The sequence below is a fragment of the Pseudomonas sp. 008 genome, assembly GCF_016861935.1.
GTDB lineage: Bacteria > Pseudomonadota > Gammaproteobacteria > Pseudomonadales > Pseudomonadaceae > Aquipseudomonas.
This window is the reverse complement of sequence record NZ_BOMA01000003.1, coordinates 68,617-85,187: the sequence shown is the minus strand read 5'-3', so window position 1 is coordinate 85,187 and position 16,571 is coordinate 68,617. Positions and strand designations below refer to the sequence as shown.

Here is a 16,571-nt window from a genome sequence, read left to right as displayed (position 1 = left end):
GGCTCAGGACTCGAGTTGTCGACCGCGGGTTTCCGGCAGACTCAGCGCCGCCAGAATCACCACGCCATAAGCACCTGCTGCGAAGATTCCGATACCCGTACCAATTGGCAGCTTGTCGCTCAGCGCACCGATGAACAACGGGAACAGCGCGGCGATGGAGCGTCCGGCGTTGTAGCAGAAGCCCTGGCCCGAACCACGCATGCGAGTCGGAAACAACTCAGTGAGAAAAGCCCCCATGCCGGCGAAGATGCCCGAGGCGAAAAAGCCCAGCGGGAACCCGAGCCAGAGCATCAAGCTGTTATCGATGGGCAACTGGGTGTAGGCCAGGACTATCGCCATGGAGCCGACAGCGAACAGGATGAAGTTCTTCTTGCGACCGATGGCATCGGTCAGCAGTGCACTGGTCACATAACCAATGTACGAACCGACGATAACCATCGCCAAATATCCCCCGGTGCCGAGCACGCTCAGGCCCCGTTCGGTTTTCAGGTAGGTCGGCAACCAGGTGGTGATTGCGTAGTAGCCGCCCAGCGCGCCGGTGGTCAGCAACGACGCACGCAAGGTGGTGCTGAGCATCCGTGGTGCGAAGATTTCGAAGAACGCCCACGGCGAATCCTGCTCGGGTTTGGCCTTGCGCTCACGCCGGGTGTGCTCAAAGGTATCCGATTCCTTGACCAGCCGGCGAATCACCAGCACAAACAACGCCGGCACCAACCCGATCATGAACAGCGCCCGCCAGGCTTCTTCCGGCGGTAGAAAGCTGAACAATCCGGCATAGAGCAACGCCGTCAGCCCCCAACCCAGAGCCCACCCGGCCTGCACCATGCCTACCGCCTTGCCCCGATCCTGTGAGCGAATCACTTCGCCGATCAGCACCGCGCCCGCCGTCCACTCTCCACCGAAGCCAAAGCCCATCAACGTCCGGGCCACCAGCAATTGCTCGTAGTTCTGCGCCAGCCCACACAAAAAGGTGAAGAACGCGAACCACAGGACCGTCAGTTGCAGGGTTCGTACCCGGCCGATGCGGTCGGACAAAATCCCGGCAACCCACCCGCCTGCCGCCGAGGCCAGCAGCGTACAGGTGCCGATCATTCCGGCATCCCCCTTGGAGATGCCCCAGGTGGCGATCAGTGTGGGAATGACGAAACTCAGCATCTGAGTGTCCATGCCGTCCAGGGCATAGCCGATTTTGCAGCTCCAGAATGTGCGTTTTTCATTTTTTGACAGAGGGCCGTACCAACTGAACGGACCGGCGCGGCCCGTGCCTGAAGGCACGCTGTCAATTATGGTCTTTTCCATAGGGGTTCCTGCGGCAGCAAGCGAAGATGACGGACACGCCTCATTATTTTTTTGTGAAGGCGGTGTCGTGGGAGGCAGGCGCAGTGGCTGCGTCATGGCGTGGATTCTTCGCGCCGCGGCAGAATGGCGTCAAACGGGAAAAAAGCGAGGTTGCACATAAGAAAATTTGATACCTGCGCGACGGCTTCTGGAGTAACAATTGCCAGGTGCCGAACATGTTTCCCTGTGGGAGAGCAGTGTCCGCACTCCCACATACAAAAGCTGCGAAAGCCACGAGAGTCGCCATGAACCTCAAATTTCTCGAAACCTTCGTCTGGGTTGCCCGACTGCAAAGCTTCAGCCTGACCGCGGAGAAAATGTTCAGCACTCAGGCCGCTATCTCCAGCCGGATTGCCTCGCTGGAAGAGGAGTTGGGCCTGCGCTTGTTCGTGCGTGATTCGCGTGGGGTGTCGCTAACACCCGAAGGTGTGAAAGTGCTCGACTATGCCGAGCAGATGCTTGAGGTTCAGCGAGCGTTGAAGCACTCGCTGGACAACACCAGCCAGCAGCAGGGCCTGGTGCGTATCGGCGTGATGGATACGGTGATCCACACCTGGCTCAGCCCGTTCATGTCGACCTTGATGCAGACTTTCCCCACCGTGGAAATCGAGATCAACGCCGACGCCGCGCGCAACCTGTGCGACCAGTTGCAAAAGGGCTATCTGGACATCGTTTTCCAGACTGACCTGATCCGCCACGAAAGCGTACGTAATCTCGAACTGGCGCACTATCCCATGCACTGGATCGCCGCCAGCAACTCGATCTATGCCCGACCCTTTGCCTCCCTTGCCGAGTTGGCCAGTGAGCGCATCATCACCTTCGTTAAAAACTCACGACCTCATCAGGATGTACTCAACCTTCTGCACGCCCATGGCATCAGTACGCCGCGAGTCAGTTGCGTCAACTCTGTTTCGGCCATGACCCGGTTGATTCGAGACGGCTTCGGTATTGGCGCATTACCGGCCGCATTAGTGGCTAAGCCCTTGGCCAGTGGCGAGCTGATTCAGCTGGAACCGGGCACAAGCTTGCCGCAATTGGATGTCGTGGCTTCGTGGCGCGCCGGGGTCGGCCTGGAATTGATCGAGAGCATCGTAAACATGAGCCGCCAAGTGGTTTGCCAATACGCTGAGGATGTCGGCCCGCTTCGAATGGTTCCAACGCCCGGTCTCAACAGTCGACAGCCCCTTGAATAACTATTAGTTGTTCGGGGGTAACAACATTCCTAGTTGGACGGCGTCGTCATGGTTTTCTAAAAAGAGTCATCGAACCTGAAGAGATGCCGTGATGAATCAGTCAGTCCTGTCCTTTGAGCAATTGCAGCAGCGTTCCCCTCTGGCCCTGCGCCAAAGCATCGCCGCCGGGCAATATCGGGACCACACCAGCGGTCTGGCCCAAGGTCGGGTGCAAGCCAATATCGTGATTCTGCCCAATGATTGGGCTAACGAATTTCTCCGGTATTGCACACTCAATCGACAGGCGTGTCCGGTGCTCGACGTTACCGAGCCGGGTGATCCGCATTTTCGTAATCTCGGGACGGCCATTGATATCCGCCATGACGTGCCCCGATACAGGGTCTATCGCCATGGCGAGTTGAGCGAAGAACCGTCGGATATCGAGCATTTGTGGCAGGACGACATGGTCGCCTTTGCCCTCGGCTGCTCGTTCTCTTTTGAACAACCCCTGCTTGAGGCTGGTATCCGCCTCAGGCACATAGATCTGGGGCGCAATGTCGCAATGTTCCGGACCAACATCGACACACGCTCCACCGCTCGCCTGTCTGGCAAAATGGTGGTGAGCATGCGCCCGATGAAAGCCGCCGCGGCGATCCAGGCGATTCAGATCACCGCACGCATGCCCAATGTCCATGGGGCGCCCGTACACATCGGTGATCCGGCGCTGATCGGCATTCATTCGCTAAGCAGCCCGGACTACGGCGATGCCGTACCGATCGAGGCCGACGAAATCCCGGTGTTCTGGGCCTGCGGCGTGACCCCGCAATCGGTGGTGCAAGCTTCACGTCCGCCGCTGTGCATCACCCATGCGCCCGGTTGCATGCTGGTGACGGATTTGTGGAATAGCGCTTTATAAAGGCGTACGGGGTCTGTGTAATAGTCATGTGAGCCGCGCATGAGGCGGCTCTCAACCAAGAATGGATACGACGGACAAACAATGAACACTGCTCAACTATCGATTCGACAGTACATCAAAGCCAAGGACGGCAACCGTCCACATTTGTTAGACCAGGCCTTTGCGCCGGACGCGATACTGGACATGGTCGTGCACACCGGATCCATCTCGTTTCCACCCCACGTCGAAGGCCTTGGGCCTATCGGTGATGTGCTGGTCAGGCGGTTCGGCCAGACCTTCGAAAACGTCTATACCTTCTGCCTGGGACACCCGCCTGAACCGCAGGCCAAAACCTTCCAGTGCAAATGGCTGGTCGGCATGTCCGACAAGCACTCCGGCGACGCCCGGGTCGGTTGCGGTCTGTATGAATGGCAGTTCAGCCCCGAGTCGGGACTTGTCCAGAGGCTCACTATCACCATTGAGCACATGAAAACCCTGCCAGCGACTGATCTGCACTGCATCATGGAGTGGCTATCGCATCTGGATTACCCATGGTGCTGCCCGCAAGCGTTAGTGAGCAATGCTCCAGACATAGACACGCTTGAAGAGGTGATCCATTACGTGAAGCAGGGCTGATCGCGCTAGCTCAATAGTCGCTCAACCTGCGCCAACTCCCAGGTGCTCAGTAAACTGACCGGGTCAGTGCCGTAACGCCAGGCCTGGAGTGTTCCCTCGCGACCGTCCGGACTCCGGCAGTGTTGGCAGTGGTGCAAGCGGTTGCCGTCGAAGTCGAGGGTCAGATGCCAGCCTTCGATATCGACCTGTACCTGACCGGGTTCACACGGTTCGTGGAGGCGCCGCAACGGGAGGACTTCCAGGGCGGCGTCTCGTAGGCGTTGGCAGACTTCGCGGGCGGTGAGGGCGGGTGTCGGGGTTAGGCTCTGCAAGGTCATTCTCATTCTTGGGAGTAGCTTTTGGAGCATTGTAACGAGACACGCCGGCGTCATATCACCGGATACGGATTTTCGGTGTCACGGACATGCCGACTCGCAGCTTCGCCGCCGCGGGCTGATCGGGATCGATGCGAATGCGCACCGGCAAGCGCTGAACGATTTTCGTGAAGTTGCCAGTGGCGTTGTGTGGCGCAACGGCGGAGTAGGTGACTCCGCTGGCCGGTCCCAGGCTGTCCACCGTTCCTTGCAGCGTCTCGCCCGGCAAGGCATCCACCTCGATATCCACGGCTTGACCCTTTTGTACGCGCGCCAGTTGCGTCTCCCTGTAGTTGGCCGTGACATAGACGGCATCGAGCGGAACAATCGCCAGCAAGGGTTTCCCTGCATTGACGAAGGCACCGATACGTACCGATTTCTGCCCGATCGTGCCGCCGATCGGCGCAGTGATGCGGGTATAGGAAAGTTTCAGCTCTGCGGTGGCTTGTGCGGCTTGCGCGTGGGCAAGAGCCGCCCTGGCTTTCTCCAGATCAGCTTTCAGGATATCCACTTGCTGCCGAGCGGCCTGCAAACCCGCCTGGCTCGTTTCCCCACGGGCCTGTTGAATGCTCAATTGCGCTTCGGCCTGTTGCCGCGCTTGCACCGTTCCCGAGCCGTCGGTGGCCAGGTTGCGATAACGGGTCTGATTGACGCTGGCCAGCTTGAGCGCAGCGTCGTCTGCGGCAACGGCCGCTTGGGCCTGGCGGATGGCGGTTTCCTGCTGAATCAGGTGCGCTTGCAGGCTGGCGATGCCGGCCCGGGCACTGGCGACCTCGGCCTTCGCCGCGTTCAGGGTCGCAACGAAATCACGGTCGTCAATGATCGCGAGTAGATCGCCTTTCTTGACCAGCTGGTTGTCTTCGACCATCACTGAGTCGACCGTTCCCGACACCTGCGGTGCAACCGTGGTGAAGTCGGCGAGGACGTAGGCATCGTCCGTGGACTGGGTCGATGCGCTGGATTCGGGGCGATTGAGATAGAGAACACCGCCGATCGCCACTGCAAGCAGTAGCACCGCACTGATGATCCTGGCTTTCTTTGGCAAGGCCATGATGAGTTATCCGTGTGAGGAAGATGAAGGAGAGGTAGAGGGTGAGGCCGCGCGCACGTCGGGTGCGGGGATGTAGGTCAGCCGCAGCACCAGAGGAATCAACACCAGCGCCAGAATGCCCAGCACGCGATAGGCGTCGGCGATCGACAGCACCTGCGACTGCTGGCCGATGAGGTCCATCAATTGGGACGGCTCAAGCGCCAGGGCGTTATCTGTCAGGGCCGCATGGTCCAGCAGCATTTCCCCATGGAAACGACCGCGCACGGTCATCAGCTGTCCGACCACTGCCGCACCGGCCAATGAACCGAAGGCGCGCAGGGTGTTGATGGTGCCGGACACATAAGGTCCTTCGGGGGGCTGCACAACGCTGGTGACCAGAAACAGCATCGATACCACCGCCATTGGCTGGCCGAAGGCTTGCAGCGTTTGCACCACGACGAACTGCTCGCGGTTCCAGTCGGAGGTCAATTGCGCGCCGCAAAAGCATGCCAGTGCGATCAACAACAACCCCAACGTGAACACGATGCGCGCATCGACTCGCTTCTGATACAGCAGCAGCGCCACGACGGGCCCCAGGACCAGTTGCGGCAAGGCGACGATCAAACCGATCGAGGCCATTTGCAGGGGCCGGTAGTTCTGCAGAGGGCCGAGATAACTGGCCGGCAAGAGTGAACTGGACATCAGCACCACCAACAGGCAGACGAACAGAATGCAGCCCAGTCCCAGGTTGCGGCGTCCGAGGATCTGCAATTTGATGAACGGCGAGGGGTGATACCACTCAGTCAGCAGGTAGACGGCCAGCAGGGCCAGCCCGGCCACCAGCGATAACGTGATCAAGGGCGAATGAAACCAGTCCAGCCGCACGCCTTGATCCAGTGCAACGGTGACCAGACCGAGCGCGGGCACACCGCAAGCCATACCAGACCAATTGGCTTGCCCAAAGCGTGCGATCTGAATGGGCTCCCGCGGCAATCCCCATCCGACCAACAATCCGGCGATGAGGGCCAGGGGAATGATCTGCCAGTACACCCAGCGCCAGTCGAACAGCCCATCCGTCCAGTACCCGGCCAGCCAGATCGAGAGATTGGGCGCGAAGGTCGCGGTCATCGCATACAGCGCCAGCCCATACAGCCGGATGGGCGCTGGCAGGAATTTCAGCGCCGCCATCATCAGCAACGGAATCGTCGTGCCGCAGGCAATGCCTTGCACAAAGCGCAAGGTCAGCAGCAGGTTCAGATCGTGGATGAAGGGCAGGATCACCGCCAACAGCGCACAACAACCGAGCATCCACAGCTCGAAGCGCCGCAGCGAAAGGGTAATGGCAAACCACGCCGCAAAGGGCATGGCAATCAGTTCCCCGGCGCTGTACGCGGTGGTCAGCCAGGAGGCATCGTCGAGGCCAAAACCGAGTGCACCACGTACATCGGCCAACGCCAATGCGCCGACGCGGGTGTTCAAACCCGCCATCATGGCTGCGATGAAAATCCCGACGAGACCTGCCATTGGGCGTATCGAGGGATTGGCCACGGGCGTTGTGGTAGCAGGGACGTCCGCTGGCGACAGTGCGACTCCGTTCATTGGTCGGCCTTCGAAGGTGAAACGACCGGAGGCGCGAGGGCAACCGATGGAGGTGCCGTCGAATGATCGATGCCAGCCTGTGGGTCCCAACCGCCACCCAGCGACTTGTAGAGGTTGACCACGGTGAGCGTGGCGTTGGTCGCGCTGTCGTTGAGACTGGTTTGGCTGGCAAGCACATTGAGCTGCGCCGTCAGTACGCTCAGATAGTCCGTAGCGCCTTGCTGATAGCCGCGTTCGGCAGACTGCAGTGCTTGCTTGTTCTGTTCATACGAATCCAGCAATTCAGCGTGCCGGCGTTGTTGGGCCGCCCAGGCATCCAGGGCGTTGTCCACTTCATGCCAGGCTCGCAATACCGTTTGCCGATAAGCCAGCGCGGCGGTTTTTTGCCGTGATTCGTTCAGGGCCAGGCGTTGCGTCAACCGTCCCCCCTGGAAGATCGGAAGGTAAACCGTCGGGCCGACGGAAAAGAAGCGCGAGTCCCAACTCGCGAGATCGCTGCTTTCAAAAGCTTCCACGCCGACTTTTCCTTTCAAGCCGATACGCGGGTAGAAATCAGCCTTGGCCACACCGATGGCGGCTGTGGCGGCATGCAGCTGGGCTTCGGCGCGCAGGATGTCGGGTCGCCGGTGAGCCAATTCAGAAGAGACGCCGACCGGCACGCGGGTCGGCAGCGAAGGCAAGGGCATGGTGTCACGCAGTTGCGCATCGAGCGCGCGTGGCTGTTCTCCCATTAACAACGCCAGGGCATTCATCAGGGCGTTGCGGCGCTGGGTCAGTTCGGGAACCAAGGCTTTGATCGTCGCCAATTGCGCGCGAGCGGACGAGGTTTCGAAGCGCGTCGCGACGCCGTTACGCTCGCGGCTTTCGGCCAGGCCGAGGGTGCGTTCGGCAATCCTCAGATTTTGCTGTGCAATGTCCAGTTGTGCCTGCATTCCGCGCAACTGCAAATAGGTGCGCGCCACTTCGGCGGACAAAGCTACCCGTGCCGCTTCGCGGTCATACACCGTGGCTTCCAGGGTCGCTGCAGCACCTTCGCGCGTGCGTTGGGCACGGCCCCACAGGTCTAGCTCCCAACTGGCATCGAATCCAAGTTGCCAGAAATTATCGGGGGCAGTAGGCGCTCCCAGGGCGGCGAACTTGCCATGTTCGCTGAGCCCCTCACGCGTGTAGCTGGCATTGGCCGCCACGCTGGGCAGCAACTGCGAGGAGGCGATGCCCAGTTGCGCCCGGCTTTGTTCAATGCGTTCGGAGGCTATGAGCAGATCAAGGTTGTCAGCCTGCGCACGTGATTGCAGCTCGGCGAGCACGGCGTCGTTGAACAACAACCACCATTGGGAGGGCACTGCGGCGTCGGAAGTCAGGGGGACGCTTGGGTGGTCCTGTCTGGGCGCCAGCACCACTTCGCGAAGACCATTCTCAGGCTTCACGAAATCGGGGCCGACCATGCAGCCGGCCAGCGAAACTGCGCCTAGGGTTGCGATTGCGCACTGCCGTAATTGTGAAAGCAGCCGTTGTGAGGTCATTGCAGCGTCCTGTCGAGGAAGGTATCGCACCCCAGACCGACATCGTTGAATCGACGAAGCCGGCCGAGTAGGGCGTCACCGAGCACGCAGCTGGCCGCGTGTGCGGGCGGTGCTGTCAGTGCACCGGGGTAAAAATGGGCTTGCTCTTGTCCTTCAACAGGACGACCAGAAACTTGGCGGGTTTGGTGAGACTGGCGTTGCGCCCGACCGTGTGGACGTCGTCCGGGCCTTCGTAGAAGGTCTGGCCCGGTGTCAGCGTGACGGATTCGCCGCCGCGCACACCCATCACAATCGAACCCTCCAGCACATAGATGAATCCGTGTGCATTGTGCCGATGCACGGGATCGCCTCCACCCGGTGGAAACTCCACCGTGATCATCACCGCTTCCTTATCGGGATAGTCCGCCAGTGCTTTGGTCATCAGCGGTGTTACCTGCGCCGGTGGCAATGCCTCCTGTGCGCCAGCGGCGCCGGTGGTCAACAGAAGCCCTATGGCGAACGTTCTGAAAATGGACATGGCGTGTTCCTCGTTGTCGATCTGTCAGGGGTTAATGTCGGTCAGTCACTGTGGCGAGGGGGCTTGTCGGATCGCCGCATCGCCCCGTTTGAGTGCGTAGCACTCACAAGATCTTTGGTGTGTCAGAGATTTTGGGTCTGCTTCGCAGCCCAACGGGGGCAAGCCCCCTCGCCACAGGTCACTCCCACACTGTGCGCGGTCAGGACAGGCCGGACTTGTCTACGCCGAATGCCTTGTCGTACGAGCCGGGCACGACCTGGAAGCCCACGTTGATGCGATTCCACGCATTGATCGACATGATCAGGAAGGTCAGGTCCGATAGCTCTTTCTCGGACAGTTGTATACGAACACGCTCATAGAGCTCATCAGGCACGCCATGGGCGGGAATCTGGGTGAGGATTTCGGTCCATGCCAAGGCCGCGCGTTCGCGTGGGCTGAACAGCGTTGACTCACGCCAGATGGCGACATGGTGGATCCTGAGCGGCCGCTCGCCATGGATCGTGGCTTCCTTCACGTGCATGTCCACGCAGAAGGCGCAGCCGTTGAGTTGCGATGCCCTGATATCCACGAGATCGCGCAGCGACTCCTCGATGGCGCATTGCTTGAAGGCAAGGCTGAACTCGACGAACTTCTTGAACAGCTCGGGGGATTGCTTCTGGTAATCGATGCGCTGGGTCATGGTGAATCCTCTGTGTGAGAAATACGTAGGTGGAGATTCGATAGCGTCCTGCCTGGCTGACTGGCGCGGTCCTTAAGCCGATGTGCGGCTGAGCCAGTTCAGGAAGCGTGTCGGACCGATGTGCGCGTCGTCGCCCGCGACCAGGGATCGATCATTCAACTCATCGCCGAAGTAGCGCGCATGTACGTCGGCGATGACCTGCCGTTTGTCGTGGTGCGCGGCAAGAAACTTGCGCGCCAGTTCGTCGAGAGGGAAACGATCCGGTCCGCCCACCTCGACCATGCCATTGACCGGTGCCCCGACCGCAAGATCGGCCAGCACCGCCGAGACGTCATCCGATGCGATGGGCTGGATAAGGGCAGGCGAGAGGCGAATCGTGTCGCCGTCGGCACCCGAATTGACAATGCCTTCGATGAACTCGAAGAACTGCGTCGAACGCAGGATGGTGTAGGGGATCTTCGACGCCTTGATCAACTCTTCCTGGGCGACTTTTGCCCGGAAGTAACCGCTTTGCGGAAGACGATCGGGGCCTACGACAGAGAGCGCGACATGGTGCTCCACCCCAGCGGCCGCTTCGGCTGCAAGCAGGTTTCGACCGGACGTTTGAAAGAACTCCATGACGGCCCGGTCTTCAAATGAGGGAGAGTTCGCCACATCGACGACGACCTGGGCACCGGCAAGCGCTTCGGCCAGCCCCTCGCCAGTGAGGGTGTTCACGCCCGTACGTGGCGAGGCTGCCACCGTCTCGTGTCCATAGAGACGTAGCCTGCTGACAATGTTTGACCCGATCAGTCCGCTACCGCCAATAACGACAATTTTCATGTCCCGCTCCTCGGTTGGGTGTCGATCAAATTCGTTGCAGTGATCGATGTAGGGAGCATGCTCGCCAGCCGGGCGCGATACTTTGTCGAAGCCTTGGGTTTCCATTGAATTTGGCTTGGCTATTTGTCCAGGAACCCGTGTTATAAATCACGTCGCCTGGCCGCCAATCGTCGGCCGGTAACCACGGGCATGTGCCCGACGCGTGAGTACGGGACAGGAGCCCTGAATGCTATTGGTGTTTGATGACTGCGTGCTTGACCTGGACCGGCGAGAACTCCTTCGGGCCTCCCAGGTCGTTGCCACTGCGCCCCAGGTTTTCGACCTGCTGGTTTACCTGGCGCAGAACCGCGAGCACGTCGTCAGCCGGGACGACCTGATCAATGCGATATGGACCGGCCGAATCGTCTCCGAGTCGACCCTGGCCAGCCACATCAATGCGGTGCGCAAGGCAGTCGGTGACAACGGTCAGCAGCAGCGTGTGATTCGAACGGTGGCCCGCAAGGGATTCCGGTTCGTCGCCGACGTCAAGTCGCTGGATTGCGTTGGCCTTCCAGGCACCGAATCCGCCCCCTCGGTTCAAGCCTCTGCATCCGAGCCGGCGCTGCCGGCCAAACCGTCCATCGCGGTCTTGCCGTTCGTGAACTTGAGCGGGGACGAAGAGCAGGACTACCTGGCCGACGGCGTGGTAGGGGACATCATCGCGGCGCTGTCGCAGTATCGCTGGCTGTTTGTCGTCGCGCGCAACTCGAGTTTTACCTACAAGACCCGCACGGTGGACGTGAAACAAGTCGGTCGCGAACTGGGCGTTCGCTATGTACTGGAGGGCAGTTGGCGCAAAGCCAACAATCGCGTGCGCATCACGGCCCAGTTGATCGATGCGACAACCGGGGCTCACCATTGGGCGGGTCGTTTCGAAGGTGTGTTGGGGGACATTTTCGAACTGCAGGACCAGATTACCGAGAGCGTGGTCGGCGCGATCGCGCCACAGCTTGAGCGAGCGGAGATCGAACGTGCGAGGCACACGCCCACCGAAAGCCTCGACGCCTACGATTATTACCTGCGGGCAATGGCCAAGCTTCATCATGGCACCCGGGAGGCCATCGACCAGGCGCTGCCGCTCTTCCATAGGGCCATAGAGTTCGACCCGGATTTTGCATCGGCCTATGCGATGGCGGCCTGGTGTCATAGTTGGCGCAAAGCCAATCGCTGGATGACTGATCACCCACGGGAGGTCGCGGAGGGTATCCGACTCGCTCGCCGGGCAGTGGAGTTGGACAAGGGCGATGCGGTCGCTCTCACCAGAAGCGGCCATACGCTTGGCTATCTTGCCGGCGACCTGCGGGGTGGCATTGCATTGCTGGACAAGGCACTCGTGCTCAATCCGAACCTCGCCGCCGCGTGGTTCCTCGGCGCGTTCCTCAGGCTCTGGCACGGCGAAACCGATGCAGCCATCGAGTACTTTACGCACGCCATGCGGTTCAGCCCCCTCGACCCGGAGCTGTATAGAATGCAAGCCGGAATGGCAGTCGCGAATCTCTTCGTGGGGCGCTTCGATACGGCGTCGTCATGGGCAGAGAAAGCACTTCGGGATTTGCCAGATTTTCTGTTGGCCGTCGCCATCCTCGCAGCGAGCCATGCGCTTGCCGGACGGATGGCCGAAGCGCAGCGTGCAATGGACCATTTGCGCAAGCTCGATCCTACGTTGTGCCTCAGCACTATCTCTGATTGGCTACCGATCCACCGGCCGGAGAATCTCGCCACGCTGGTGGACGGTCTACGCATAGCGGGACTGCCGGAATAAGGGGCGCCGCCTGTTCACTGAGCGCGGAGAGGCGTCTGGAGCAACCAGAATCGACATATCCAAACGCCCAACGCGGGTTAACGCTTCAGAGCCGCTTCGATCGCAGCGATGTCGATCTTGCCCATCCCCATCATGGCGTCGAACGCGCGCTTGGCCGCCGCTCGATCAGGATTGGCTATCGCGGCGCTGAGGACGCGTGGCGTGATCTGCCACGACAGCCCCCACTTGTCCTGGCACCAGCCGCATACATTTTCCTGACCACCGTTGCCGACAATCGCGTTCCACAAGCGGTCGGTTTCGGCCTGGTCGTCAGTCGCAACCTGGAACGAAAAAGCCTCGTTGTGCTTGACCCCCGGCCCTCCGTTCAGCCCAAGACAAGGGATGCCCATCACGGTGAACTCCACCGTCAAGACATCGCCCTGTTTACCCGCCGGGTAGTCGCCAGGCGCACGAAGGACAGCTCCCACGGCGCTGTCCGGAAACGTCTCGGCGTAGAACGTCGCAGCGTCCAGCGCAGTGCCGTCATACCAGAGACAAATCGTGTTCTTGCTGATCATCTTGGTTCTCCAGGGTTGGGACAGGTACGTGGATTTTAGCAGTGCAGGCGACCGCATATTCCTGATCTACGCTACAGGGCAGAACCGAGCGGCATATATGAGGTGGGGTTATGTCTGAGGATGGTTGTGGGCGCAGCAGGACAAGTATTTTTTTACCGGTTTTCAGTATCGGACAGTGCCCGATACGGCTAATGAAAAAGGCGCCTGACGACAGGATTGGAAATGCATTACTCATCACTTGTGGGGAGAGCCCATATATGATTTTTTAGCCGCTTTAGAGTCCCCCGAAACCGATAAACCAGGGGAGCATAGCCCCGCCTTTATGTCCTTTATACTCCGACTTTCTTCCAAGCTGCCTTCGACAATAAAGCAAGCTGATCATTGCTGGGATAAATAACAAGTTGAACAGCCATTGAAATGCATCTGTTGATTTCAAGGTGACCGCTGCAAGTAAATTTATTAGAACTATGCCAATGATTATAAGGTTGTATTTAATGTGTTGGCGATTGATTAAAGCAAAGCTTTCCCAGTCATAAATCAGCCAGTCGATGGAGAATTCGCCGCATTTAGGGCACTTATGGGTTGGCGGAAGTTTGTCTGCGATATAACCACAGCCAGGGCATAGAACTTTCATGGCGCTATCCTGAGACTCTCTCATTAGGTGACATGCCATGTCGCGTCTCTTGTCGCGGTAAGTGCGAGACCTATCGAGGGGAAACGCGACTGGGGCGACGGCAAGCCCGACTATGGTAAAGAGGGTAGCAGCGCCCCCCCTGTTCGCCACTAGTCTGTCCATCGACTGATTTTGGCCAATTTCTGCCTGCCACCGACCCAATGCTGCCGGTCAGATCCCATGGATGTCGGACAAATAGCCCAAACGCCTATGGCATCATCCGCAGCGGATCAGCGTCGTCCGGTCCGGGTGCTCACATCTACCCACACGGCCAACACCAGAATGCTGCCCTTGACGATCATCTGCCAATAACTGTCGACGTCGAGCATGGACATGCCGTTGTCCAGGCTGGTGATGACCAGCGCGCCGAGGAGGGCGCCGTAGACAGTGCCGGAGCCGCCGCGCATGGAGGTGCCGCCGATGAAGCAGGCGGCGATGGCGTCGAGTTCGCCCATGCTGCCGGCCGAGGGCGAACCGGCGGCCAGGCGCGCGGTGTTGACCACGCCGGCGAGGGCGCACATCACGCCCATGATCCCGAAAATCCAGAGCTTCACGGCCTGTACATTGATACCGGACAGGCGCGTCGCTTCCATGTTGCTGCCCACGGAATAGACGCGTCGGCCGAAGACGGTCTGACTGGTCACGTAGCTGAAACCGCCCAGCAGGATCAGCAGAAGCAGGACCGGCACGGGAATGCCGTCATAGCTGTTGAGGGTCTGGACGAAACCGGCCAGTACCGCGCCGATCAACAGCACGCGTGCTACGTCACGCACCAGTGAATGTGCCGCCAGGCCGTGAAGGGCGCGATTGCGCCGTTGTTTCCAGGTCAGGAACAACGTCAGTGCGAACAGCAGAACGCCCAGGCCCGTGCCGATCGTGTGTGGCAAATAACCCTGGCCAATGTAGACGAACTCCGGCGACACCGGGGCGATGGTCGTGCCGCCGGTAATCCCCAGCAAAATGCCTCGGAAAGCCAGCATACCCCCCAGCCCCACGATGAAAGACGGAATGCGCAGGTAGGCGGCCATGTAGCCGTTGGCGAGGCCGATCAGCAGTCCGCACAGGGCGACAAGGCTCAGGTTCGCCAGCAGCGGTATGTGATAGATAACGTCGAGAATGGCCGCGACGCCACCGAGCAGGCCCAGCAATGAGCCGACCGACAAATCGATCTCGCCGCTGATGATGACCAGCACCATGCCGCAGGCGAGAATCCCGGTAATGGACATCTGGCGTAGCAGATTGGAGAGGTTGCGCGGTGTCAGGAATCCGCCCTCGGTCTGCCAGCTGAAGAACAGCCAGATAAACGCCACGGCAAACACCAGCGCGAGCATCTTGTAGCGGGTGAAGAGTTGTTTGACCTGATTCATTTACGCAGATTTCCGATCTTTATTGTTATGGCTGTCAGGCTGGCTGAGTGCGGCGGCGAGCACCTGTTCCTGAGTGAGTTCATGGTTGATGAAGTCGCCCTGCAACCGGCCTTCGCCGATCACCAGTACGCGGTCGGAAACGCCGAGCACTTCGGCCAGCTCCGAAGACACCATGATGATCGACACGCCTTCGGCCGCCAGCGCCCCCATCAACTTGTAGATCTCGTACTTGGCGCCGACATCCACACCTCGGGTGGGCTCATCGAGAATCAGCACCCGGGGTTTGGTCAGCAGCATCTTCGCCAATACGGCTTTTTGTTGATTGCCGCCGGACAGACTGGTGATCGGCAGGAACGGGCTCGCGGTCTTGAGGTGCAGGCGCGAAATTTCTCGATCGATGCTGCCGAGTTCGGCTTCGGCATCGATGCGGGTCAGTCTCGAGTAACTGTCCAGCACGGCCAGGGTGATGTTCTGGCCGACTCCCAAGTCTGGAATGATGCCCTGGCGCTTGCGGTCCTCGGGCACCAGGCACAGGCCGGCACGGATTGACTTGAGCGGCGTGCGGGTGTCGATGAGTTGGCCATCCAGCCAGACTTCGCCTTCGTGACGACCGGGGTAGGCGCCGAACAGCGCGGTCACCAGTTCGGTGCGGCCTGCACCGACCAGCCCGGCGATGCCGAGGATTTCCCCGCGCTTGAGGGTGAACGAAATATCGTCGACCCGTTTGCGCCTGGGGTTGTCGACGTCGTAGCAGGTGATGTGGCGGGCTTCGAAAATCACCTCGCCAATGTCGTGTGGCTCGGTGGGGTAGAGGTTGCTCATTTCCCTTCCGACCATCTGGGTGATGATCTGTGGAATATCCATGTCCGCCATGGCGGTCGTGGCGATGTGTTTGCCGTCCCGGATCACCGAAATGGTGTCGCACACGGCGGCCACTTCATCGAGCTTGTGGGAGATGTAGACACAGGCAACACCCTTGGCCTTGAGGTCGCGGATGATGTCCAGCAATACCTCGATTTCCGAACGGGTCAGGGCCGATGAAGGCTCGTCGAGGATCAGCAGGCGCGCGCGCTTGTTCAGCGCCTTGGCGATTTCCACCAGTTGCTGATAGCCGCCGCCGTACTGCGAAACTGGCAGCGATACGTTCATGTCCGGCACTTTCAGTTCACGCATCAGGGCTTCGGCGCGGTGGATCATCGCCGGGTAATTCATCCGCCCACCAGGCAGCGTCAGTTCATGGCCCATGAAAATGTTCTCGGCCACCGACAGGTCGGGAACCAGCGTCAGTTCCTGGTGAATGATGACGATACCGGCGGCTTCCGTTTCGCTGATCGATTGCGCCTTGAGCGGTTGACCGTCCCAGAGGATCTCACCGTCCCAGGTGCCATGGGGGTACACCGCGGAAAGGATCTTCATCAGCGTGGACTTGCCGGCGCCATTCTCGCCGCACAGCCCGACGCACTCACCCGGCTTGACCTTGATATCGATGCCATTGAGCGCTTTGACACCGCCGAAGGTTTTGACGATACCGTTCATTTGCAGCAGATAGTCGGACATGGCAGAGACTCATAAGCGGCAGGTACGAGGCTGGTCCCGCAGGAGCGAGCTC

The 16,571-nt window shown here is 59.8% G+C and carries 16 protein-coding genes; 4 read left to right on the top strand and 12 right to left on the bottom strand.

All coding sequences use genetic code 11. From position 1 onward, the window contains the following. Nucleotides 1-3 precede the first annotated feature (3 nt). Nucleotides 4-1,299, bottom strand: coding sequence for an MFS transporter (locus JUI81_RS07630; RefSeq protein WP_019580207.1), 1,296 nt, complete (start codon nucleotides 1,297-1,299; stop codon nucleotides 4-6). Nucleotides 1,300-1,583: 284 nt separating this feature from the next. Here JUI81_RS07630 and JUI81_RS07625 point away from each other — a divergent pair, with 284 nt between their 5' ends. The 3 genes from JUI81_RS07625 to JUI81_RS07615 all read left to right on the top strand — a co-directional run bounded on the left by JUI81_RS07625 (nucleotide 1,584) and on the right by JUI81_RS07615 (nucleotide 4,041). Next, a complete protein-coding gene (locus JUI81_RS07625) occupies nucleotides 1,584-2,531 on the top strand; it encodes a LysR family transcriptional regulator (protein ID WP_018930034.1) in 948 nt (315 codons plus the stop codon). A gap of 91 nt (nucleotides 2,532-2,622) precedes the next feature. After that, nucleotides 2,623-3,426, top strand: coding sequence for a putative hydro-lyase (locus tag JUI81_RS07620; RefSeq protein ID WP_026286717.1), 804 nt, complete (start codon nucleotides 2,623-2,625; stop codon nucleotides 3,424-3,426). Nucleotides 3,427-3,507: 81 nt separating this feature from the next. Next, nucleotides 3,508-4,041 carry a hypothetical protein gene (locus JUI81_RS07615; protein WP_096479967.1) on the top strand — a complete coding sequence of 178 codons (534 nt, stop codon included), beginning with the start codon at nucleotides 3,508-3,510 and terminating at the stop codon, nucleotides 4,039-4,041. 5 nt (nucleotides 4,042-4,046) lie between these two features. Here JUI81_RS07615 and JUI81_RS07610 read toward each other — a convergent pair whose 3' ends face one another. From JUI81_RS07610 to JUI81_RS07580, 7 genes are all read right to left on the bottom strand, one after another. Next, nucleotides 4,047-4,358 (bottom strand): hypothetical protein, encoded by a 312-nt coding sequence (locus JUI81_RS07610; RefSeq protein ID WP_096479968.1) that lies wholly within the window; start codon nucleotides 4,356-4,358, stop codon nucleotides 4,047-4,049. Between the two features lie 55 nt (nucleotides 4,359-4,413). After that, nucleotides 4,414-5,445: an HlyD family secretion protein gene (locus tag JUI81_RS07605; protein WP_111455118.1), complete on the bottom strand. Its 1,032-nt coding sequence runs from the start codon at nucleotides 5,443-5,445 to the stop codon at nucleotides 4,414-4,416. Nucleotides 5,446-5,451: 6 nt separating this feature from the next. Continuing rightward, entirely contained in the window at nucleotides 5,452-6,948 is a 1,497-nt protein-coding gene (locus JUI81_RS07600; protein ID WP_204124034.1) for an MFS transporter, read from the bottom strand. 71 nt (nucleotides 6,949-7,019) lie between these two features. Beyond that, entirely contained in the window at nucleotides 7,020-8,546 is a 1,527-nt protein-coding gene (locus JUI81_RS07595; protein WP_204124033.1) for an efflux transporter outer membrane subunit, read from the bottom strand. 115 nt (nucleotides 8,547-8,661) lie between these two features. Beyond that, complete coding sequence (locus JUI81_RS07590) at nucleotides 8,662-9,063, bottom strand: cupin domain-containing protein (RefSeq protein WP_028941363.1); 402 nt, start codon at nucleotides 9,061-9,063, stop codon at nucleotides 8,662-8,664. Between the two features lie 199 nt (nucleotides 9,064-9,262). Next, on the bottom strand, nucleotides 9,263-9,742 hold the full coding sequence (locus JUI81_RS07585; RefSeq protein WP_018930043.1) for a carboxymuconolactone decarboxylase family protein: 480 nt from the start codon (nucleotides 9,740-9,742) through the stop codon (nucleotides 9,263-9,265). A 72-nt stretch (nucleotides 9,743-9,814) separates the two neighbouring features. Continuing rightward, nucleotides 9,815-10,564: an SDR family oxidoreductase gene (locus JUI81_RS07580; RefSeq protein WP_204124032.1), complete on the bottom strand. Its 750-nt coding sequence runs from the start codon at nucleotides 10,562-10,564 to the stop codon at nucleotides 9,815-9,817. Nucleotides 10,565-10,790: 226 nt separating this feature from the next. On the opposite strand from JUI81_RS07580, the gene JUI81_RS07575 reads away from it, so the two are divergent. Beyond that, nucleotides 10,791-12,365, top strand: coding sequence for a winged helix-turn-helix domain-containing protein (locus tag JUI81_RS07575; RefSeq protein ID WP_019580215.1), 1,575 nt, complete (start codon nucleotides 10,791-10,793; stop codon nucleotides 12,363-12,365). A 77-nt stretch (nucleotides 12,366-12,442) separates the two neighbouring features. Here the strand turns inward: JUI81_RS07575 and JUI81_RS07570 are convergent, their stop codons facing one another. The 4 genes from JUI81_RS07570 to xylG all read right to left on the bottom strand — a co-directional run bounded on the left by JUI81_RS07570 (nucleotide 12,443) and on the right by xylG (nucleotide 16,519). Then, entirely contained in the window at nucleotides 12,443-12,922 is a 480-nt protein-coding gene (locus JUI81_RS07570) for a VOC family protein (protein WP_019580216.1), read from the bottom strand. Nucleotides 12,923-13,196: 274 nt separating this feature from the next. Then, the gene (locus tag JUI81_RS07565; protein ID WP_032831217.1) at nucleotides 13,197-13,556 is read right to left on the bottom strand and encodes a hypothetical protein; all 360 of its coding nucleotides are present in this window, start codon (nucleotides 13,554-13,556) and stop codon (nucleotides 13,197-13,199) included. A 269-nt stretch (nucleotides 13,557-13,825) separates the two neighbouring features. Further along, nucleotides 13,826-14,962, bottom strand: coding sequence for a sugar ABC transporter permease (locus JUI81_RS07560; RefSeq protein ID WP_204124031.1), 1,137 nt, complete (start codon nucleotides 14,960-14,962; stop codon nucleotides 13,826-13,828). Continuing rightward, nucleotides 14,963-16,519, bottom strand: a complete 1,557-nt coding sequence (gene xylG / locus JUI81_RS07555; protein WP_204124030.1) for a D-xylose ABC transporter ATP-binding protein — start codon at nucleotides 16,517-16,519, stop codon at nucleotides 14,963-14,965. Nucleotides 16,520-16,571: the final 52 nt, after the last annotated feature.